The 20975-nt window shown below is 36.7% G+C and carries 20 protein-coding genes and 1 pseudogene; 5 read left to right on the top strand and 16 right to left on the bottom strand.

The genetic code is table 11. The annotated features are described in order from the left end of the window. Nucleotides 1-75: 75 nt before the first annotated feature. The 6 genes from UtA1_RS03365 to UtA1_RS03340 all read right to left on the bottom strand — a co-directional run bounded on the left by UtA1_RS03365 (nt 76) and on the right by UtA1_RS03340 (nt 5619). Entirely contained in the window at nt 76-2514 is a 2439-nt protein-coding gene (locus UtA1_RS03365) for an ATP-dependent Clp protease ATP-binding subunit (protein WP_016838527.1), read from the bottom strand. After that, a complete protein-coding gene (locus tag UtA1_RS03360; protein WP_016838526.1) occupies nt 2504-3604 on the bottom strand; it encodes a protein arginine kinase in 1101 nt (366 codons plus the stop codon). The genes UtA1_RS03365 and UtA1_RS03360 overlap by 11 nt, the downstream gene beginning before the upstream one ends. After that, nucleotides 3601-4155, bottom strand: coding sequence for a UvrB/UvrC motif-containing protein (locus tag UtA1_RS03355; RefSeq protein WP_096550049.1), 555 nt, complete (start codon nt 4153-4155; stop codon nt 3601-3603). Before UtA1_RS03355 ends, UtA1_RS03360 begins: the two co-directional genes overlap by 4 nt. Nucleotides 4156-4169: 14 nt before the next feature. Next, entirely contained in the window at nt 4170-4634 is a 465-nt protein-coding gene (locus UtA1_RS03350; RefSeq protein WP_096552383.1) for a CtsR family transcriptional regulator, read from the bottom strand. A gap of 212 nt (nt 4635-4846) precedes the next feature. Continuing rightward, nucleotides 4847-5152: a DUF4870 domain-containing protein gene (locus UtA1_RS03345; protein WP_016838523.1), complete on the bottom strand. Its 306-nt coding sequence runs from the start codon at nt 5150-5152 to the stop codon at nt 4847-4849. Between the two features lie 239 nt (nt 5153-5391). Then, complete coding sequence (locus UtA1_RS03340; protein WP_016838522.1) at nt 5392-5619, bottom strand: hypothetical protein; 228 nt, start codon at nt 5617-5619, stop codon at nt 5392-5394. A 151-nt stretch (nt 5620-5770) separates the two neighbouring features. Here UtA1_RS03340 and UtA1_RS18020 point away from each other — a divergent pair. Both UtA1_RS18020 and UtA1_RS18015 read left to right on the top strand, forming a co-directional pair. Continuing rightward, a pseudogene (locus UtA1_RS18020) lies at nt 5771-6274 on the top strand (protoglobin domain-containing protein); the annotation flags it as partial. A gap of 21 nt (nt 6275-6295) precedes the next feature. Next, nucleotides 6296-7087: a methyl-accepting chemotaxis protein gene (locus UtA1_RS18015; RefSeq protein WP_408056484.1), complete on the top strand. Its 792-nt coding sequence runs from the start codon at nt 6296-6298 to the stop codon at nt 7085-7087. Between the two features lie 114 nt (nt 7088-7201). On the opposite strand, the gene UtA1_RS03330 is transcribed toward UtA1_RS18015, so the two are convergent. The 5 genes from UtA1_RS03330 to adh form a co-directional block, all read right to left on the bottom strand. Beyond that, nucleotides 7202-7696, bottom strand: coding sequence for an acyl-CoA thioesterase (locus UtA1_RS03330; protein WP_016838520.1), 495 nt, complete (start codon nt 7694-7696; stop codon nt 7202-7204). A 100-nt stretch (nt 7697-7796) separates the two neighbouring features. Next, on the bottom strand, nt 7797-9224 hold the full coding sequence (locus UtA1_RS03325; RefSeq protein WP_096550047.1) for an aldehyde dehydrogenase family protein: 1428 nt from the start codon (nt 9222-9224) through the stop codon (nt 7797-7799). Between the two features lie 61 nt (nt 9225-9285). After that, on the bottom strand, nt 9286-10254 hold the full coding sequence (locus tag UtA1_RS03320; RefSeq protein WP_016838518.1) for a DUF4003 family protein: 969 nt from the start codon (nt 10252-10254) through the stop codon (nt 9286-9288). 99 nt (nt 10255-10353) lie between these two features. Then, entirely contained in the window at nt 10354-10716 is a 363-nt protein-coding gene (locus tag UtA1_RS03315) for a DUF779 domain-containing protein (RefSeq protein WP_016838517.1), read from the bottom strand. Nucleotides 10717-10740: 24 nt separating this feature from the next. Next, the gene (adh, locus tag UtA1_RS03310) at nt 10741-12276 is read right to left on the bottom strand and encodes an aldehyde dehydrogenase (RefSeq protein WP_096550046.1); all 1536 of its coding nucleotides are present in this window, start codon (nt 12274-12276) and stop codon (nt 10741-10743) included. A gap of 361 nt (nt 12277-12637) precedes the next feature. Here adh and UtA1_RS03305 point away from each other — a divergent pair, with 361 nt between their 5' ends. Then, entirely contained in the window at nt 12638-13357 is a 720-nt protein-coding gene (locus tag UtA1_RS03305) for a DUF6904 family protein (RefSeq protein WP_096550045.1), read from the top strand. Nucleotides 13358-13437: 80 nt separating this feature from the next. Here UtA1_RS03305 and UtA1_RS03300 read toward each other — a convergent pair whose 3' ends face one another. The 5 genes from UtA1_RS03300 to UtA1_RS03280 form a co-directional block, all read right to left on the bottom strand. Further along, complete coding sequence (locus UtA1_RS03300; protein ID WP_096550044.1) at nt 13438-14145, bottom strand: ABC transporter ATP-binding protein; 708 nt, start codon at nt 14143-14145, stop codon at nt 13438-13440. Further along, nucleotides 14145-14921, bottom strand: coding sequence for an ABC transporter ATP-binding protein (locus tag UtA1_RS03295; RefSeq protein WP_096550043.1), 777 nt, complete (start codon nt 14919-14921; stop codon nt 14145-14147). Before UtA1_RS03295 ends, UtA1_RS03300 begins: the two co-directional genes overlap by 1 nt. Beyond that, nucleotides 14918-15856: a branched-chain amino acid ABC transporter permease gene (locus tag UtA1_RS03290; protein ID WP_096550042.1), complete on the bottom strand. Its 939-nt coding sequence runs from the start codon at nt 15854-15856 to the stop codon at nt 14918-14920. The genes UtA1_RS03295 and UtA1_RS03290 overlap by 4 nt, the downstream gene beginning before the upstream one ends. A gap of 12 nt (nt 15857-15868) precedes the next feature. Beyond that, nucleotides 15869-16744 carry a branched-chain amino acid ABC transporter permease gene (locus tag UtA1_RS03285; protein ID WP_016838511.1) on the bottom strand — a complete coding sequence of 292 codons (876 nt, stop codon included), beginning with the start codon at nt 16742-16744 and terminating at the stop codon, nt 15869-15871. Nucleotides 16745-16876: 132 nt separating this feature from the next. Continuing rightward, nucleotides 16877-18106 carry an ABC transporter substrate-binding protein gene (locus UtA1_RS03280; protein WP_016838510.1) on the bottom strand — a complete coding sequence of 410 codons (1230 nt, stop codon included), beginning with the start codon at nt 18104-18106 and terminating at the stop codon, nt 16877-16879. A gap of 468 nt (nt 18107-18574) precedes the next feature. Here UtA1_RS03280 and UtA1_RS03275 point away from each other — a divergent pair, with 468 nt between their 5' ends. Both UtA1_RS03275 and pgeF read left to right on the top strand, forming a co-directional pair. Continuing rightward, entirely contained in the window at nt 18575-19819 is a 1245-nt protein-coding gene (locus UtA1_RS03275) for a DUF346 domain-containing protein (RefSeq protein WP_096550041.1), read from the top strand. 354 nt (nt 19820-20173) lie between these two features. Next, nucleotides 20174-20935: a peptidoglycan editing factor PgeF gene (pgeF, locus tag UtA1_RS03270; RefSeq protein ID WP_016838508.1), complete on the top strand. Its 762-nt coding sequence runs from the start codon at nt 20174-20176 to the stop codon at nt 20933-20935. Nucleotides 20936-20975 lie beyond the last annotated feature (40 nt).

Raw genomic sequence — 20975 nt, 5'->3', positions numbered from 1 at the left:
GTTAATATAAAAAAAATAAGCTGTACCAAAAAGACAGCATACAGTGTCTTTTGGTACAGCTCGACTAATCAAAAATTATACACTTTCAACAACATCTTTTTGTTTTACGACAAATTCGCCATCCACATAGTCAAATACAACTGTACTGTTCGTTGAAACTGTGCCTTTTAATAACTCTTCTGATAAACGGTCTTCCACATTTTTCTGTAAAGCTCTTCGAATTGGTCGTGCACCGTATTGTGGATCGTACCCTTCTTCAGCAATTTTCTCTAAAGCTGCATCTGTTAGTTCTAGTTCAATGTTTTGTTCTTTTAAGCGTTTGATTAAAGATTTTGCCATCAATAATACAATTTGTTTCAATTCTTCTTTATCCAACGGCTGGAATACGATTGTTTCATCAATACGGTTTAAGAACTCTGGGCGGAATGCTTTTTTCAATTCTTCAAGCATCGTGCTCTTCATGTCTTTATATTTATTATCTCTTCCACCCACACCGAATCCTACATTCTTTTGATACTTTAATGCTTCTGCACCAATATTGGATGTCATAATGACAACCGTATTGCGGAAATCTACTGTGCGGCCTTTTGAATCTGTTAAACGACCGTCGTCAAGCACTTGTAATAAGATATTGAATACGTCTGGATGCGCTTTTTCAATTTCATCTAAAAGTACCACTGAATATGGTTTGCGGCGGACTTTTTCCGTTAATTGCCCACCTTCTTCAAATCCTACATATCCAGGAGGTGAACCCACTAGGCGAGAAGTAGAGTGTTTCTCCATATATTCGGACATATCGATACGAATCATTGCATCTTCATCGCCAAACATTACTTCTGCTAAAGCTCTAGCAAGTTCCGTTTTACCAACCCCAGTTGGTCCTAAGAAAATAAATGAACCAATCGGGCGTTTCGGATCCTTCAATCCTGCGCGAGCACGGCGGATAGCTCTAGAAATCGCCTCAACCGCTTCATGTTGTCCGACAACGCGCTTATGCAATTCTTCTTCTAAGTTCAACAGTTTTTCAGACTCTTCTTGAGCCAGTTTATTCACTGGTATTCCAGTCCACATGGATACCACTTCTGCGATATCTTCTACTGTTACTTTTGATTCTTCTTTACCTTGCTTTTCTTTCCATAATTTTTTCGTTTGTTCTAGTTCTTCTTTAATTTTTTGCTCTGTGTCACGTAGTGCTGCTGCTTTTTCAAATTCTTGACTTGAAACTGCTGCATTTTTCTCATTGCGCACATGTTCTAATTTTTCTTCAAGCGCTTTTAAATTTGGTGGCACTGTAAATGAGCGCAAACGCACTTTAGATCCGGCTTCATCAATCAAGTCAATGGCTTTATCTGGCAGGAAGCGGTCTGAAATGTAACGGTCAGATAATTTTGCCGCAGCTTCAATTGCTTCGTCGGTAATCTTTACTCGGTGATGCGCCTCGTAACGATCGCGAAGACCTTGAATAATTTGAATTGTTTCTTCCACAGTTGGTTCATCGACTTGAATCGGTTGGAATCTACGTTCTAAAGCTGCATCTTTTTCAATGTATTTACGATATTCATCTAGCGTAGTTGCACCGATACATTGTAATTCACCGCGAGCTAATGCCGGTTTTAAAATGTTCGAAGCGTCAATCGCACCTTCTGCACCACCAGCACCAATCAATGTATGAAGTTCATCAATGAATAAAATGACGTTACCCGCTTGGCGAATTTCATCCATTACTTTTTTCAGACGATCTTCAAATTCACCACGATATTTTGTACCTGCTACAACAGTACCCATATCAAGCGTCATTACACGCTTATCGCGCAATGTTTCCGGTACTTCATTATTAACGATTTGTTGAGCAAGTCCCTCAGCAATCGCTGTTTTACCTACACCAGGTTCACCAATTAATACCGGGTTATTTTTCGTGCGGCGAGATAACACTTCGATAACTCGTGTAATTTCTTTGCTACGTCCAATTACAGGGTCAAGGGAACCTTCACGGGCAATTGCAGTTAAATCTCGAGCCAGGCTATCAAGTGTTGGAGTGCTTACTGTTTGAGTTGGATTGGAATTTTGAGAAACATCGTTGTTACCGAGAAGCAATAAAACTTGTTGACGCGCTTTATTTAAGCTTACCCCAGCGTTCGCAAGCACTCGAGCTGCAACACCCTCACCTTCACGAATTAATGCAAGTAAAATGTGTTCTGTTCCGATGTAAGCATGACCCAGTTTTCGAGATTCATCTACGGATAGTTCAATAACTTTCTTAGCTCTTGGTGTATAGTGAACGATTGGTCCAACATCCTTCGTACCTTTTCCAACTAGTTCCTCGATACCTCGTTCAATCATCTCTGGGCTTACATCAATCGCTTCTAAAGCTTTTGCAGCAATGCCTCCACCTTCGCGAATTAGCCCGAGCAAGATATGTTCAGTTCCGATGGATTCATGCTTCCAACGAATGGCTTCTTCTTGCGCCAACTGTAACACTTTTTGAGCTCGTTGAGTAAAACGATTAAACATCATGTTTTTCCTCTCCTTTTTCCTTTAATTTCGAATTTCCATCGTTTAATTTTTCTCGTATTAATTTTGCTCGGAATACATCTCGCTCTCCTGGTTCCAAAGTTGTGCCTGCGTATTGTTGTACGAATCCTGGTTGAATCAGTATTGTGCATTCATTTAATACATGTTTTGAAACATTTTTAATTATGCCTAAATCTATGCCTAAGCGAACATTAGATAAACATGTTGCTGCTTCTTCACTTGTCATAATCCGCGCATGTTTCAAAGTACCAAAGGCACGGTGAATACGGTCCTCCAAAGCAACTTGGGATTGTTTTAATAGAGTTTGTCTTGCGTTTCGTTCTTGTTCAATGATTTGCATCACGACAGTTTGTAAATCATCAATTATTTCATCTTCTGCTTTACCGAGGGTTACTTGATTTGAAATTTGATACATGTTCCCTAGATTTTCACTGCCCTCACCGTAAATACCTCTCACGACCATGCCAAAACGAGCTAGCATTTGTGTTAATACTTTCATTTGCTTCATCATCGAAAGTCCTGGTAAATGCATCATCACAGATGCTCGTAAACCAGTTCCTACATTTGTAGGGCAACTCGTTAAATAGCCGAATTGGTTATTGAAGGCAATCGGTAAAAGTTTTTCAAGCTGACAATCTAATTTATTAGCCATTTCATAAGTTTCTATTAGTTGAAGTCCAGGGGATAAACATTGGATTCTTAAGTGGTCTTCTTCATTTACCATCACACTAATGGCTTCATCTTTTGAAATGATAACTGAAGCGAATTTTTCTCTATTGGCAAGCATCGGGCTAATGAGATGTTTTTCAACTAATACTTGACGTTGTAATACGGGCATTTCTTGAATTGTGAAATGAGAGAAATGGTGATTTCCGTTATTCAATTGGGAAAAAGCTTGCGTAACCATTTGATCAACCGTTTTCGCTTCTTCATCAGTAAATATTAATGGGAAACGGAAACCATCCAAGTTTCTCGCTAATCGAATCCGGGTGGAAATGACAATGTCATTTTCTTCACCGTCAACGCCCATCCAACTCGGTGCTTCCGCTTTTAAGAAATATTCAAGGTTCATGGTGTATCAACACCTCCCATCTCAAGCTTGCGTTCCAATGCTTTAATTTCATCTCTGAATTTCGCCGCATCTTCAAAACGTTCATCTTGTATAGCTAATTGCAGCTGTTCGCGTGCATGTTCAATTTGTTTTTTAATAATTCGGTTGTTATCCACTTTTTGTCCAGGCCTTTTTCCAGTATGTTTGGTTCCCGCTTGTATTTTTGCAAGTACTTGCGGAAGTTTTTCGCCAAAGGTTTCATAGCATTGTGGGCAACCCAATTTACCTTCATTTAAAAATTTACGAAAAGTAAATCCGCAAGCCGGACATGCATTTGTCTGGATGGATGGTTGAACAGCTCTTTCTTGTGTTTCATTTTTCCAAATAGGCATCCCAAACCAATTAGATAACAATTGATGGATTGGGATTTGTTCTTCTTTATGAAAGTCTAGGTTGAATGGATGAAATTGTGCTGCACATACTTCACAATAATGCTTCTCACTTTTATGGCCATTTATTATTTGTGTAACTGTAACGGTTGCTTTCCGTTGTTTACAGTGATCACAAATCATGACCCACCACCTCTTTATTTTTCATATTTTAAAGTTAGTAACATCGATGTTAAAATAGCGGCCCTCAATTCATCACGAGCTGGGAGTTGTAACTTTAACGTATTCCGGTCGATGGCAGCGAGCATTAACGTTGCCTCTCTGTAGGTTATAACGCCTTCGTCCAGCAGCCTATATATAATATCTTCAGCCATGTTTTGCGTGGCACCTTTTTCAATTTGTTTAATGATATTTTCAATCAGCTCAATTTTTGAACTTGGTTTCACACGAAAAATTCTTATATATCCACCGCCACCACGTTTGCTTTCAACAAGGTAGCCTCGTTCCACGGTGAATCGGGTATTAATAACGTAATTAATTTGCGAGGGGACGCATTGGAACATATCGGCTAATTCGCTGCGTTTAATTTCAATATGTCCTTTACCACCTAATTCGATAACTTGTTTTAAATACCCTTCAATTAAATCTGAAATATTTTTCATTATGATTACAACTTCACCTCGCTCTTTTTGACTTTGACTATCTTTGACTTTATTATATTTCCTTTTTTCCATATTTGCAACGATAAACCCTTGACCATTTTTATTGTAAAAAAATCGACAATACGTATGAAAGTACGCTTTGCCGATTTTTTATCAATATATTCATCTAAGCTGAAGAATACTCAGGAGTTTTACATTTACGAGAAATTATTTTATACCCAACGGCCAACAATTGGGTAATTCCAAGGTGTTTCTCGCAGCGCATTGAAAATACCGATAATTGGTACAACAAATGTCATAATTCCAAAGATAATTAAGAATGGAATACCGATTAAAAGAAAACTTAGTACGACAGAAATACCGATTAATACCCACATAACAAACTGGAAGAGCAATGCTTGAATCGATATTCGTTTAACACTTTCTTCACTGCTTATTAAGAAAAATAAAATTGGTACTAGAACTGGTGCAAAAAAAGCACTTGCGTGAATAATCACTTTAGCCCATTTTTCTTCCATATATTAGTTAACCCCCTTTAAGGTTATTGAAATTCTTGTTATATACATGTACGAATGATTTGATTAATAGTTTCAAAAACCTTGCGTGATTGATCATTGATTTTATTCTTTTGTCCGTTTCATATCTTTTCCACAATTTTCATTTTATAGTCAAAAAAATCTTTAGATACTACTAAATAATATGGTATTCTGTAAACAGAAAAACAGAAATGAAAAAAGCCCTCTCAAATTAGGAGGGCTTAATTACCATTCTTTTTATTATCTGTATGTTTAGAATCGATTTCATCAGGATGATCAGCAGGGAATAACCCGCGGGCAAAAAGACCTGAAAACAAGGTGGCACTAATGATAATTAAAATTTTATGATTTTTCGGTACCTCATCAAACATATTGTTTAACATTAATGTGGAAATAACTGCTACTGTCACCATGGACACAATAATATAAGCAAGCCTTCGCTGATTCATCTTAACAAACTTCCTTTACTAATTTAATAAAAAACAATACGAACTAATAAACTAATCGTATTTTACATTGTTTATAATAAAAATACAAATTCAGGAATTAAACTGTAATGGGTCAAACAATAAAAAAATTAAATTAGAATGGAGCATACATATGAGGTTTATACTTTATAACAAGGAAAACAAATCAAATTATAATCAATTTTTTGATGAAGAAAAACATATTCACGAAGTAGGAATAAACGTTTCTGCGAACCCTATTGTAGCCAAACAAATTGAAATGGTTCAGTTAACAAAAAAAGAATTAGCCATCCTTAAACAATTAAAACCACTTATTGAGAACTATATTCCAAAGATGGTTGATATTTTTTATGAAAACATTTCAATGAATAAACATTTAGTAGAATTAATTAATCAATACTCAACAATTGATCGATTGAAAATTACTTTAACAAAGCATTTACAAGATATTTTTGAAGGACAAATTGATAATCATTATTTAGAGAACCGAACTAGAATTGCCCTTGCTCATATCAAAATTGGATTATCATCTAAATGGTATATCGCTTCTTTCCAATCTTTAACAACAGCATTTACTCAGTTTATTAATAAGCTTGATATTTCTAAAGAAGAAGCAATTCTTGCCATCAATGCATTTTCTAAAATTATCAATTTAGAAATGCAACTTGTGATTGAAGCATACGAAATTGAGCAAGAACGATTACGTATGGAAAATGATCAAGTAAAACAATCATTATTAATCTCCATCCAAAACATTGCTGAAGATTTAAATGCCATGAATCAAGAAACGACAGCATCGATTCAAATGATTTCTGAACAATCACAAAATATCGCATCAGCCACATCACAAGGTTTAGATTTCGTTGCTGATACAGAGGAAAAATCTAACCAAGGGAAAGCACAATTAGCAAAACAGACAAACTTAATGAACACGATTTTAAACAGTGTAAATTTATTAGAAGAGTCCATGACAAACCTACGTTCTTCTTCTAAAAGCATTTCTGAAATTGTAAACTTAGTGACGAACATAGCGGATCAAACAAACTTACTTGCTTTAAATGCATCAATTGAAGCGGCTCGTGCGGGTGAACACGGAAAAGGATTTGCTGTCGTTGCAGAAGAAGTTCGAAAACTGGCTGAAGAAACGAAGAAAGCAGTACAAAATGTCTCTGGATTAATACAAGAAATGGAAGAAAACATTACGGATATGACGTCTAGTGTCAACAATGTAGATGAACAAGTACAATTAAGTGTACAAACTCAAGAGCACTTAGCAGAATCATTTGAACAAATTGCCCAAAAAGTTTCTGGGATACGCAATCAGTATGCTTCCACGTCAAAAGATATCGAAAATATTTCAAGCAATATTGCTAATTTAGTAGAAAGTTCAACTCTAATTTCAAAATCATCTGACACATTACTCAAAGTGGTAAATGATTTTTCCAAATGAGAGATAAAAAATACTAAATTTAGTAGTAAATTGTCCTTTTTGATGTATAAAAACCGCAGACATTAAAAGTGTCTACGGTTTTTTTATTTGAGGCGGTTTTTGTCCCAACCTAATTTACTTTTGAACGACGACCTCTTTTACTTTATTTCTTTTTTCTTTTCTTAATCTTTGTCTTTCTAACCCCGCTTTATATAACTTCTCCTCTTCCTCAGTCTCAGGGTAGATTGCTGGAATCGGTGTCGGTTTTCCACCCTTATCAATTGCTACCATCGTAACAAATGATTCGGTTGTCAATTTTTCTTCACCTGTTTTAACATTGCGAGACATAACACGCACATACACTTCCATTGATGTTCTTCCAGTGGATGTGACAATTGCTTCTAACTCCAACATATCTCCAACATATGCAGGGGAAACGAAATCTACTGAATCAAAAGAAGCGGTTACCACTTCTTTTTTCGTATGCTTCATACAAGCAATTGCCGCGATTTCATCAATATATGCTAGTATCTTCCCACCAAAAATGGATCCATACTGGTTCGTATCTGGGGGTAATACAAGTCGTGTTTGAGTTGAGCGTGATCTGCTCATCGGGTATGCAATACTCATTTGTTGTCCTCCTAATACATGGTGTGCTTTACCGAGAAGTTTGCAATTATTATGCAAACATAATATTAATTTCATACGGTTGAGTATTGCAACTTTTCTTTTAAAATTCTGTTTTAATCGTAATAAACTTTAATTCCGTCATTTCTTCAATAGCGTATTTTATTCCTTCGCGTCCATATCCACTATTTTTCACGCCACCATACGGCATGTTGTCTACACGGAATGTCGGGATATCGTTAATTACAACTGTACCCGCTTCCAATTCATCCGCCGCTTTTAAAGCATCCGTTAAAACATTTGTGTAAATGCCAGCATTTAAACCTAAATCGGAATCATTTACATATTTTATGGCTTCGTCTAATGTTTTATAAGGTACAATCGAAACAATTGGGGCAAATGTTTCTAAACACATAATTTTCATATCTGGTTTTACGTTCACCATCACAGTTGGTGTCATCGTACGTTCCGTAAATTCAGCTCCTGTCGCTACTTTAGCTCCTTGAGCCTTCGCTTCTTCAATCCACTCTTTCATGCGCTCAACTTCTTTCGGATGAATCATAGCGCTTAAATCTGTTGAAGGGTCAAATGGATTACCTAATTTTAATTTTTTCGTTTCTTTCACGAATGCCTCTGTAAATTGGTCGTAAATGGATTCATGAACAAAAATTCTCTGCAGGGAAATACATACTTGTCCAGAAAAGCCGAAAGCACCGCTTACCGTGCGAGAGATGATTTTCTCAAATGGCGTACTTGGTTCAATGATGACAGCTGCATTGGAACCTAATTCCAATGTAACTTTTCTCAATCCGACCTTTTCTTTGATTTTCATTCCGACTGCGCCGCTGCCTGTAAACGTCACTTTCTTCACCAGAGGATGAGTTACAAGAACATCGCTAAGTTCTCCACCCGAACCCGTCACGATTTGTAGTGCACCATCAGGAAGTCCTGCTTCCTTAAAAATCTCCGCCATTACTAAAGCACTTAGAGGTGTTTGAGTTGCTGGCTTTAGAACAACCGTATTTCCAACTGCAAAAGCGGGTCCTAATTTATGCGCAACTAAATTAAATGGAAAGTTAAAAGGGGTGATGGCTGATACAACGCCAATGGGAACTCGTTTCGTATAACCTATACGATTTTTTCCTCCGGGAGCTGCGTCCATTGGCACCGTTTCGCCAAAAGTGTGTTTTGCCAGTTCAGCTGAAAATTGATATGTAGAAATGGTGCGATCCAATTCAGCCAGTCCAGCAGTAATCGGCTTTCCAGCTTCATTTGCAAGAATCTCTGCAAATTCCTGCTTTCTTTTCTGCATGATGTCCACAACTTTATATAAAATTTCCGCTCTTTCATAGGCTGTGGTTTTCTTAAACGTTTGAAACGCTTCATGTGCGCCTTCAATTGCACGTTCCACATCTTGTACAGAAGCCTTTGCCACTTTCGCAATCACTTCACCAGTGTAGGGAGCGGTCAAGTCATACGTTTCTTTTGCTTCCTCCCATTGACCGTTAATCCATAATTTTGTTTCTTTCATGTAGGACACCTCCATTATGATTTATTTCCATTTTATCACTCCCAACATTTTTTGGAGTGCATTAAGAACTGAAGAAATCGAAGAAATCACCTGCACTTCCCGGTATTAATGCAAAATCCAAAACATCCAGTGTTATACCCAATACATGAATCAAATTTTCGAGAAATGCATGATCTTTCATATTGACCATATTTTGAACTTCGACCAGCTCTCTGATGATTTTCTGGATGGAAACAATCAACGCCAATTCCTTTGCCATACGGAAAATTTTCAATTCCATTAACGATTTATGTAATTCCGCAATTTCATCAATTTTTTCATTATCTGTTGCATTCAACGCCAAAATCCCGATATAGGGATAATGAATCGGTTTTATTTTGATTCCTTTCTGATTCAATCCCCTTTTCAGCTCGGCAACATACTGAAGCAACATTTCGTTATATTCGGAACTATACATCGTTAAGATTTGTGCAAGGCATTGAAGAGAGTTGCCCAACATAAATCCTTGCTTTCTTAGGCTTTGGTAATATTGCAAAATCGTATCCACCTGCGTATGCGGTTGTTCCATCCCTTTCGACAAAAGAACCACATAGGGAATATCTTCTTTGGAAGTTAAAAAGTATTGTTTTCGGTGCATTTCATCATATAAAGTTTTTGCTCGTTTGGCGTGAAGAAGAATGTCTTCTTCCAGCATCATGGCGCCCGCCAGTCGAAAAGGAGATTTAGTAAATCCGGCTTCTTTTAACGCCATATCCCTTTGCAATAGGTTTTCCATGCAACCATCTATATTCTGCCCTAAAAATTGAACGGCAATATGATAGGTGACGGGAGAATTCCTTTGTATTGCTTTGTTAGAGTTTTCTACCATCCTATCTACCACTTTTTGCAAAGCGACGCCGCTAAATTCTCTGTTTTCAAGTGTGTATTTGCTTGCAAGAGACATAAAAAAGTTTTGATTATAGGCATTGCCAAAAAAATTTACGGCTCGATTATAGTTGTTCTGAAAGTTGATGTGGAAATTTGTATCCATTTCATATCACTCCTAGTCTTATTACGATTGAAAGGAGGATATGTTTCAAAATAAAGAGGGAACTCCAATACTTGAAGCTCCCCCATATATTATTTTATGTTAACCAACCTTATTTAATTCTGCTAGCTCCTCAGAAGTAAATGCTCTCGACCTTGTTAAGAAACGTTTACCTTCAACGCCTTCTAAACTAAACATACCTCCGCGACCGTCAACGACATCGATAATTAATTGAGTATGTTTCCAATATTCAAATTGAGTTTTATGCATATAAAACTTTGCTCCACCAATTTCCCCTAGTAATATATCCGAATCACCAATGATTAAATCTCCTTCAGGATAGCACATAGGGGAAGAACCATCACAGCAACCGCCTGATTGATGGAACATAATTGGGCCATGTTTTTTCTTTAATTGTTCAATGAGGGCAAGGGCTGCGTCTGTTGCTACAACGCGTTTTACCAACGCCATCCCTCCTAAATTTTAGAATCAGAAGAAACCAAGTTTATTTGGACTATAACTTACTAACAAGTTTTTCGTTTGCTGATAGTGTTCAAGCATCATTTTATGAGTTTCTCGACCGATTCCACTCATTTTATAGCCACCAAATGCTGCATGAGCTGGGTATTGGTGATAGCAGTTTGTCCATACGCGTCCAGCTTGAATTCCTCTTCCCATTCGATAAGCTGTATTAATATCGCGAGTCCATACTCCCGCACCTAATCCATACATCGTGTCATTTGCAATTTCTAATGCTTCTTCTTGCGTTTTGAATGTTGTAACAGCAACTACTGGACCGAAGATTTCTTCTTGGAAAATGCGCATTTTGTTATGACCTTTAAATACAGTAGGCTTAATGTAGAAACCTTCTGATAATTCTCCACCTAAATTGTTGCGTTCTCCACCGATAAGCAACTCTGCTCCTTCTTGTTTACCAATATCAATATAGGATAAAATTTTTTCCATTTGTTCTGTTGAAGCTTGAGCTCCTATCATTGTAGTTGGATCTAATGGGTTACCTTGTTTGATGGCTTTTACTCGCTCAAGTGCGCGTTCCATAAATTTATCGTAAATGGATTCTTGAATTAATGCTCTTGAAGGGCATGTACACACTTCTCCTTGGTTAAGAGCAAATAATACAAATCCTTCAATTGCTTTATCTAAAAATTCATCGTCTGCTTCCATTACATCTTCAAAGAAGATATTTGGCGATTTCCCACCAAGCTCCAATGTAACCGGAATAATATTTTGTGAAGCATATTGCATGATAAGTCTACCTGTTGTTGTTTCACCAGTAAAGGCAACTTTTCCAATACGTGGATTGGAAGCTAACGGTTTTCCAGCTTCTAAACCAAAACCGTTTACAATATTCACAACACCAGGTGGTAATAAGTCTTCAATAAGTTCCATTAATACTAGTATAGAAGTTGGTGTTTGTTCTGCAGGTTTTAAAACCACACAGTTTCCTGCTGCAAGGGCTGGTGCGAGTTTCCATGCTGCCATCAAGATTGGGAAGTTCCACGGAATAATTTGCCCGACAACACCAATTGGTTCTTGGAAATGATAAGCTATAGTATTGTCATCAATTTGGCTAATACCGCCTTCTTGCGCACGAATCACTCCTGCAAAATAGCGGAAATGATCGATAGCTAAAGGTATGTCCGCATTTAAAGTTTCACGAACCGGTTTACCATTTTCCCAGCTTTCAGTAACTGCTAACAATTCTAAATTTTCTTCCATGCGATCTGCGATTTTGTTTAAGATTCTTGCTCTTTCTGCAACGGAAGTCTTGCCCCATGAATCCTTCGCATTGTAAGCTGCATCGATGGCAAGTTCAATATCTTCCGCTGTGGAACGAGCAACCTTTGTGTAAACTTTTCCTGTTACTGGCGATACATTATCGAAATACTCGCCATTAACTGGTGGTGTCCATTGTCCTCCGATATAGTTATCGTAGCGTTCCTTGAAGTTTACAATCGCTCCTTCAGTATTAGGAAATGCATATGCAGCAGTTAATACAGACATTTTCCTACTCCCCCTATTTTTTGATTTTTATACCTTTACTTCTTGATGACAACATACTCACTCCTAAAGGTATCTAATAATATATATTCGAAAGATTAGTAGATTATTTCTAATATTGAAAAATATTTTATATTTTCCTTCGTCACCCTTCTCTATGAAACGACCTTTTTAGAGTGAGCTTTGCTAACCATATACCCCAAAATGAAAAAAATAAACTTTTCATTTTCAATTTTTACAATTTTCTATATTTTATATAAATAACGATTAACTAGTAGAATCAAAGATATATATAGTTTTTTCTATTTAAAAGATTGTACAATATATGTAATAGATTTTGCGGACTAGAAAAGGTGGGATAAAAATGTTATCCATTCAAAGCACTGAACGTTTAACAGGGGGACGAATTAGTGGTGACTATTGGGATTTAGATGAGTTAATTAAGAATATCTACGAAGTTATTGGAGATGAAAATAGATATTATGATTACCGAGGTGCGAGACAACGTATATTAGGGGTTTGTCTTAAATTGCGGAAAGCAACTCAAGGAGAATGTAATATCGAGTTTGTAGCGAACGGCATCCATAAAGGAATTGAAAAGAAAAAAGACACGCTTGCTCCTGAAAAAAATGTATATTTCTCCGTTGAAATTTTATGGCCTGAATTAATTTTTACAGCACTCGCTTTAAACGACTTCATCGATTTATACAATGAATTTATAGACAATAATCCATGGAACCCACATACTACATCCATTCGAAAATTCCAATCTCTTGTTACGGAATGTTTAAAAGAACATTTGCCTGAAGAACATTACAATGTACTTATACACTTAATGTTATCAAAATCGCCTAAATACTTCCGTTATGCAACTCAATATGTAGATATTTTAAACTTAGAATATCTTAAGCTAACATTTGAAGAAAGAAAAAAGCATTTAGGTGCCTTTGCTATTCGATTAATGGTGGAAGATGATGAATACTTGGCTTTAAAGGATCAAATATTAGCCACTGCCAATATCACAAAACATGAAATTCATGAATTACCTCTTCAAATGAAATATCCTGAATATATTGAATGGTAATATTAGATTGCTATTCAGTCAAATGATAAAAAAAGACTGTACCGAAAAGTTTCCCTCCTCTTTTCGGACAGTCTTTTTTATTATACTCCTCCCAAATATGCCGCCTTTACTTCTTCACTTTCTTGAAGTTCCTTCGCTGTTCCTGACAATACAATTTTTCCAGTTTCGATAACATAAGCTCGGTCTGCTATCGATAAAGCCATATGAGCGTTTTGTTCAACAAGTAAAATAGTTGTTCCTTCTTTGTTGATTGTTTGAATAATTTCAAATATTTGTTGAACAATTAGTGGGGCAAGTCCCATTGAAGGCTCATCCAACAATAGTAAATTTGGTCTTGCCATAATCGCTCTTCCCATTGCCAACATCTGTTGTTCCCCACCGGATAAAGTACCGGACAATTGTTTTCTTCGTTCCTTTAATCTTGGAAATAGTTCAAATACATGGTCTAAATCTTTTTTGATTCCATCGCGATCTTTCCTAAGAAAAGCACCCAACTCCAAGTTTTCTTCTACTGACATATTCGCAAAAACCCTGCGTCCTTCAGGCACATGAGAAATACCACTTTTCACAATCACTTGAGCTGGTTTGCCACCAATTTGTTGCATTTTGTACGTAATCGTACCTTGCTTAGGTTTCAGTAATCCAGATAACGTTTTCAACAAAGTAGTTTTTCCTGCGCCGTTTGCACCGATTAACGTAACAATCTCACCTTCATTAACTTCCAAGGAGATATTTTTTAATGCATGAATATTCCCGTAAAACACATCAATATTATTTACTTGTAGCATTAGTGTACGACCTCCTCGCCAAGGTAAGCTTCAATTACCTTTGGATTGTTACGTATTTCTTCCGGCGTTCCTTCAGCAATTAATTGACCATGGTCTAATACGTAGATTCTTTCACAGATTCCCATTACTAGACTCATATCATGCTCAATTAATAAAATTGTTAAATCAAATTCTTTTCGAATTAATGCAATTAAATCCATCAATTCTTGTGTTTCTTGTGGATTCATTCCCGCTGCAGGCTCGTCTAATAATAGAAGCTTTGGTCCAGCAGCTAACGCTCGAGCGATTTCTAGACGTCGTTGCATTCCATAAGGCAAGTTTTTCGCTAATTCATCTTTATAAACGTCTAGCTCAAAGATTTTTAAAAACTCAATAGACTCTTTCTCCATAGTTGCCTCGCCTTTAAAATGAGTTGGCAAACGCAAGATGGAAGAAAGGATTGAATGTTTCGCAAGCTGATGGTTTGCGATTTTTACGTTATCTAATACCGTTAAATCCTTAAATAATCGAATATTTTGGAATGTACGACTGATTCCTTTATGCGATACTTGGTATGGTTTTAATCCCTTAATACTTTGACCATTAAAGGTAATTTCACCTTCTGTTGGTACATATACACCAGTTAACATGTTGAAGGTTGTGGTTTTCCCTGCTCCATTCGGTCCAATTAGTCCAACAAGTTCTCCTTTATTTAAATACATGTTGACATTTTGTACCGCTTTCAATCCACCAAATTGTATACCAATATTTTCTAATTTCAGAAGAGGATTACTCATGCTTCAGACCCCCCTCTATTTTTTACTTTAAATAAGTCTTTTAACTCTTTTGTTCCCATCAATCCTGTTGGACGATATAACATCACGATAATCAATACGACAGAGTAAATGATCATTCGCGTTTCTGGGAACGCTTGCAAGTATTGTGAAATTGCCGTTAAGAAAATAGCTGCCATGACAGAACCTGAAAGGCTTCCTAAACCGCCTAATACGATATAAATCAGAATTTCAAAAGATTTTAAGAAGTTGAATGCTGTTGGTTGAATAATATAGAAATTATGTGCATATAAAGCACCTGCTACCCCTGCAAAAAGGGAACCGATTACAAAGGCAACAACTTTATAATAAGTTGTATTGATTCCCATCGCGTCGGCTGCTATTTCATCTTCACGAATAGCTAAACAACCGCGTCCATGACGAGAGTTTATAAAATTAGAAATAACCATGATTGTAATAACCGCACCGACAAAAGCATATGTCCAAGTTGTAGCATGATTGACAACCATCCCTGCTGCTCCGCCAACATAATCAACATTCAAGAATACAATTCGAATAATCTCAGCAAATCCTAATGTAGCAATCGCTAAATAGTCTCCTTTAAGTCTTAAAGAAGGTACTCCGACTAGTAAACCTGCTACAGCGGCAACAATCCCCGCTAATATGATTCCCACAATAAATGGCAACCCTAGTTTCATTGTACAAATTGCACTAATATATGCGCCTACTGCCATAAAACCTGCATGACCAATAGAGAATTGGCCTGTAACCCCTATTACGATATGCAAACTTACAGCAAGCATCACGTTAATACAAATCGTAATTAACATGTTTTGATAATATAAATCGAGCATTCCACTTGCAAGCATACCTTGTACAACTGCATAGATTACTAGTGCAAATGCTAAATAACCCCAAAAGGCTTTCGATTTTTTCATTTCCCCAGTCACCTACACTTTCTCACGGATGTTTTTACCGAATATACCTGCTGGTCGTAAAATTAAAATTAAGATTAAAATGATAAATGCTGCGGCATCGCGCCATAGTGAATAACCTACAGCACTTACAATTGTCTCAATGATTCCCAATATAAAGCCTCCAACCATCGCTCCTGGAATACTTCCAATTCCTCCTAATACAGCCGCAATGAAGGCTTTTAAACCAGGTAGAACGCCCATTAATGGGTCAATTCTTGTGTAATATGATCCGAAAATTACTCCTGCTGCACCTGCTAAAGCGGAACCAATTGCGAACGTTGCCGAAATTGTATTATCAACGTTAATACCCATTAGTCTCGCAGCATCTGCATCGTGAGAAACTGCACGCATCGCTTTACCAATTTTCGTTTTATGAACAATAAATTGTAAAAGAATCATCAAAATGATTGTAACTACAAGAATAAAAATAGTTTGAGAGTTTATATTCGCACCTAAGATATTAATATTTGTTTGCGGTAATACTTGAGGATAAGCCTCTGGTGTGGCTCCTCTAAAGAATATCATGGTGTACTCTATTAAGAACGATACCCCAATGGCTGTCGTTAACGCTGCAATTCGAGTTGCATTTCTTAAGCGCTTATATGCAACCCTCTCGATGATCATACCAATGATTGAACAAACAACCATAGCTATAATTAACGCTGGAATGAAACCCATTTCCCAACGAGTGATGGCAAAAAAACCGATAAATGCGCCAAGCATGAAAACGTCTCCATGGGCGAAGTTAATTAATTTGATAATACCGTATACCATCGTATACCCCAACGCAATCAATGCATAAATACTTCCTAAGGAAATACCATTAATGAGTTGCTGCAACCAATCCATAAAGTCACACTCCTTTTATGAAGCAAATATTTTATCTGTCAATTCTTAAAAGTTCAAAACATTCAACTAATATTTGGAAATTTGGGATACGAACGGGAAAAGGGAGGCGGTGTGCCCCCCTTTCTTGTAAAATTAAGGTTCAATTTTAGTTTTAAATGTTTGTGTACCGTCTACATACTCTAAAATTGTTGCAGATTTCACCGCATTATGCTTTTCATCCACAGAGACTGTACCAGATACTAGCGAAATATTTTTTGTTGCAGCAAGCGCGTCTTTAATTGCTGCTCCATCCACAGATCCTGCACGCTCAATTGCATCTTTAATGAAGTAAACTGTATCATATCCAAGAGCGTGGAAAGCATTTGGTGATTCACCGTATTTATCATTAAATGCTTTTACGAAGTCTTGAATTTTTGGATCTGGGTCTTCAGATGAATAGTGGTTAATAATGAATGAGTTGTTTAAGTTTTCAGCACCAGCTAATTCAACTAATTTTGGAGAATCCCATCCGTCAGCACCCATTAATGGAACATCGATTCCTAATTCACGCGCTTGTTTAACAATTAAACCAACTTCTTCATAATATCCCGGAATAAAGATAAACTCTGGGTTTTTAGATTTAAGAGTTGTTAAAGTTGATTTGAAGTCTGTGTCTTTCGCTACATACGCTGCTTCCGCAACTACTTGTCCGCCATTTGCTTCAATTTGTTCTTTGAATGCAGCTGCTAAACCTTTCGCATAGTCCGAAGAGTTATCTGCAAAAATCGCTACATTTTTTACTCCAAGTTCATTTGTAGCAAAGTTTGCAGCAATTACTCCTTGGAATGGGTCGATAAAGCATGTACGGAATACATACTCGTTAATAGATCCATCTGCATTCTCAGTAACGTTTGGCGCAGTTCCTGAAGCTGTAACAAGCGGAATTTTATTGTCGTTCGCAATTTGAACTGTCGCAAGAACGTTACCACTTGTTGCAGGGCCAATCATTACGTTTACTTTTTCTTGAGTTGCTAATCTGATAGCAGCAGATGTTGCTTCCGCGTTTTCAGATTTATTGTCAACTTTGACAAATTCTATTTTCTTACCATTGATTCCACCGTTATTATTAATTTCTTCAATCGCAAGTTCTGCACCTTGTGCAATAGATGAACCATAAGAAGCAACAGCACCAGTAAGCTCAAGGTTTGCACCAATTTTAATTACATCGCTATCTCCACCGTTTGAAGAAGAACCATTGTCTGATGAAGAACTGCTTCCTTGGTCACCCCCAGATCCTCCACTACAACCAGCTAAAGCTCCCACAACTAAAGAAGATGCTAGAAAAAGAGAGGCAAATCTTTTAGTCTTTTTTGATTCCACCATGTAATACTCCCCCCATTTATTTAGATTTTGTAATAAAAACTAATTAGATATTAGATTTTTCAGAAAATAAAAACACTTATTTCAGAATATTAATTTCATAATTTTCTGAAAAGGGTTTCAATCCAATATCTATTTCAAATGTATTAGCTTTCTGTATTGTAAAACATTATTTTTATTTAGTCTAGTGTGATTTTTTTGGAAATTTAAATATTTCGCATTATACAAAATATTTAATTAATAATTAATTGATATTATTATCGATTCAAACTTTTAATATTATCAAATTTTTATATTTTTCCTTTACAAAATTTTCTATAAAAAATTATGAATTTTATCGTGATACTCCCAACCGTTCTCCTATTTCCATGCTTAAATTTTATGCGCCAAAAATACTATGCTCTTTTGAATCATTTGAGTCCCATTTTTTTTCTTTACGCATACACTATTCAAAGAAATGGAGGTATTCATATGAACATGTATAATGGCTATCCCTATTATTACGTATATGTTCCTGTAAATTATTACTACCCTCCCAATCCTTTATATGTACAACAAACACCGCAACAAAGACCAAGTGAGCAAGAATTGATACAACGTATTCGCACAGAGCATAGCAACTTATATACGCAGCTAGAGCAAGCTGGTGTAAATCCCCAAATGATTGATACCCTCATGCTTCTAACAATTTCGTACTTACGTAATCAACAAAATTTAAATCGCACTCCTACCCAAATTTATAATCAGTTCCAGCGTGATAATCCTTGGTTCCCACTTTTTATCCGTTCAATGAATTTCCCAGAAAGCACAGTAAATCGCATATTAATTCGAGCTATTGAATTGGCTTTAGCTTATATCCGCGGTGAACGACCGGCTCCAGAACCTGGACCTAGGCCAGAAGAGGGTTGGTCCGATTGGGAAAGTTTAGGTGGAACATTATTAAGCGCTCCTAGTGTAAGTTCTTGGGGACCCAATCGATTAGACGTATTTGCAAGAGGTAGTGACAATGCGTTATACCATATTTGGTGGGATGGTAGCCGTTGGAGCAATTGGGAAAGCCTCGGAGGCGTATTAACATCCGCTCCTGGCTCTGTTTCTTGGGGTCCAAACCGAATTGACGTGTTTGTAAGAGGGACAGATGATGCCATGTACCATAAATGGTGGGATGGCACTCGCTGGAGCAGTTGGGAAAGTCTTGGAGGCACATTAACAAGCGGTCCTAGCGCATCTTCTCAACGTGAAAATCAATTAGATGTATTTGTAAGAGGCGCAGGAAATCGATTGTATAAGAGGACTTGGAACGGTTCTTATTGGGAACCTTGGGAAGATCTCGGAGGAAATTTAAATTCTGAACCAGCTGCGATTTCTTGGGGACCAAATCGAATAGATGTTTTTGCTAGAGGAGTAAATAATGATTTAATTCATAAATGGTGGGACGGAAACCGCTGGAGCGATTGGGAAAGCCTTGGCGGTACATTAACAAGTGCGCCAACCGTTTCTTCTAAGCGTCCAAACCATCTTGATGTCTTTATAAGAGGCGTAGGAAATCGATTGTTTAAGAGAACTTGGAATGGCACTCGTTGGGAACCATGGGTAAGCTTAGGCACTACTCAAATTACAAGCGCACCAGCAGCAGTATCTTGGGGACCAACTAGAACAGATGTATTTGCCAGAGGACAAAACAACGATTTAATTCATCGTTATCAAGGAAATTAAATAAATTAGGTTTGTCAAACTCCCTATTAGGTAGATAAACATTCCTAATAGGGCTTTTCTTTATACCTACCATTTGGCAAATATTTTTACCAGTATAACTATTATCACGTTTTTGAAAAGTGAATTTTCCTAGTTACCATTATTGCATTATTCCATCAGTATTACCTGTATATATATTGGATAACGTGTTTAAATTTTGATTTATTGGCTATTATAATTTGCAATTCTAAAATGGAAATCATATAGTTCACTCACCCGATATTTTCTGTAACATAATTACATACTTTATGACTCAACTGAAAGAACAATATATAATAAAAATTACCATGCAGAACTGAGTCTAGGAGTGAAGACATGACAACAAAAATTTATTTCAATAACGAAAAATTTATTGCTGGCATCACGTTAAAAAATGAAAAAGAGTTAGAACAGCATAACATGGCCCTTCATGTTTGCGATAATGAAGAAGATGTCGTTCAAAATCGTCAAAAGCTTGCTGCATACATCGGTTGTGATATCGAACAATTTGTATGTGCCAATCAAACCCATAGCGATAACATATATAAAGTTACAAAAAAAGATTGCGGACGAGGAGCACTTTCAAAAGATACTGCCATTCCAAATACCGATGCCCTTTATACAACAGAGTCCCACATCGTCCTTTGTACTTTTACAGCTGATTGCGTTCCAATTATTTTTTATAGTGAAAAAAGCGGCATTATAGGAGTGATTCATTCTGGTTGGCAAGGAACCGTGAAGGAGATAACTAGAAAAGTATTTGAACACATCCAAAAGAACGAACAATGTGATATTAAAGATTTCCGTGTTCATCTCGGTAGTGCAATTAGCCAAGAAAAATTTGAAGTTGATGAAGATGTGTATGCTAAATTTAAAAATTTAGGTTATGCAAATGAATTTATTTATTTTAACGAAGAGACGGGTAAATATCATATCGATAATCAACAAACGGTTAAAAAACAATGCGAACTTAGTGGTATACCGTCTGAACAGATTACCATTGACTCAACATGCACCTATAAGCATCCTCAAGGATTTTCTTATCGAGAAGATAAAAAGGCTGGACGTCATTTAAGTTTTATTATGAGAAAAGTATAAATAAAAAATAAAGCATACCTCTCTATCCGAGAGATATGCT

Source organism: Ureibacillus thermosphaericus (assembly GCF_002370195.2).
Lineage (GTDB): Bacteria > Bacillota > Bacilli > Bacillales_A > Planococcaceae > Ureibacillus > Ureibacillus thermosphaericus.
Note: the sequence above shows the minus strand (reverse complement) of the source record. Positions and strands in the feature narration are given on the sequence as shown.

Bases quoted from the DNA above. Each gene is read 5' to 3' on its own strand.
- UtA1_RS18015 (WP_408056484.1), top strand. From the start codon at position 6,296: ATGCAACTTGTGATTGAAGCATACGAAATTGAGCAAGAACGATTACGT.
- UtA1_RS03285 (WP_016838511.1), bottom strand. From the start codon at position 16,744: ATGGATTGGTTGCAGCAACTCATTAATGGTATTTCCTTAGGAAGTATT.
- UtA1_RS03345 (WP_016838523.1), bottom strand. From the start codon at position 5,152: ATGGAAGAAAAATGGGCTAAAGTGATTATTCACGCAAGTGCTTTTTTT.
- adh (WP_096550046.1), bottom strand. From the start codon at position 12,276: ATGTCTGTATTAACTGCTGCATATGCATTTCCTAATACTGAAGGAGCG.
- pgeF (WP_016838508.1), top strand. From the start codon at position 20,174: ATGACAACAAAAATTTATTTCAATAACGAAAAATTTATTGCTGGCATC.
- UtA1_RS03280 (WP_016838510.1), bottom strand. From the start codon at position 18,106: ATGGTGGAATCAAAAAAGACTAAAAGATTTGCCTCTCTTTTTCTAGCA.
- UtA1_RS03305 (WP_096550045.1), top strand. From the start codon at position 12,638: ATGTTATCCATTCAAAGCACTGAACGTTTAACAGGGGGACGAATTAGT.
- UtA1_RS03300 (WP_096550044.1), bottom strand. From the start codon at position 14,145: ATGCTACAAGTAAATAATATTGATGTGTTTTACGGGAATATTCATGCA.
- UtA1_RS03320 (WP_016838518.1), bottom strand. From the start codon at position 10,254: ATGGATACAAATTTCCACATCAACTTTCAGAACAACTATAATCGAGCC.
- UtA1_RS03365 (WP_016838527.1), bottom strand. From the start codon at position 2,514: ATGATGTTTAATCGTTTTACTCAACGAGCTCAAAAAGTGTTACAGTTG.
- UtA1_RS03355 (WP_096550049.1), bottom strand. From the start codon at position 4,155: ATGATTTGTGATCACTGTAAACAACGGAAAGCAACCGTTACAGTTACA.
- UtA1_RS03325 (WP_096550047.1), bottom strand. From the start codon at position 9,224: ATGAAAGAAACAAAATTATGGATTAACGGTCAATGGGAGGAAGCAAAA.
- UtA1_RS03290 (WP_096550042.1), bottom strand. From the start codon at position 15,856: ATGAAAAAATCGAAAGCCTTTTGGGGTTATTTAGCATTTGCACTAGTA.
- UtA1_RS03330 (WP_016838520.1), bottom strand. From the start codon at position 7,696: ATGAGTATTGCATACCCGATGAGCAGATCACGCTCAACTCAAACACGA.
- UtA1_RS03350 (WP_096552383.1), bottom strand. From the start codon at position 4,634: ATGAAAAATATTTCAGATTTAATTGAAGGGTATTTAAAACAAGTTATC.
- UtA1_RS03295 (WP_096550043.1), bottom strand. From the start codon at position 14,921: ATGAGTAATCCTCTTCTGAAATTAGAAAATATTGGTATACAATTTGGT.
- UtA1_RS03360 (WP_016838526.1), bottom strand. From the start codon at position 3,604: ATGAACCTTGAATATTTCTTAAAAGCGGAAGCACCGAGTTGGATGGGC.
- UtA1_RS03275 (WP_096550041.1), top strand. From the start codon at position 18,575: ATGAACATGTATAATGGCTATCCCTATTATTACGTATATGTTCCTGTA.
- UtA1_RS03340 (WP_016838522.1), bottom strand. From the start codon at position 5,619: ATGAATCAGCGAAGGCTTGCTTATATTATTGTGTCCATGGTGACAGTA.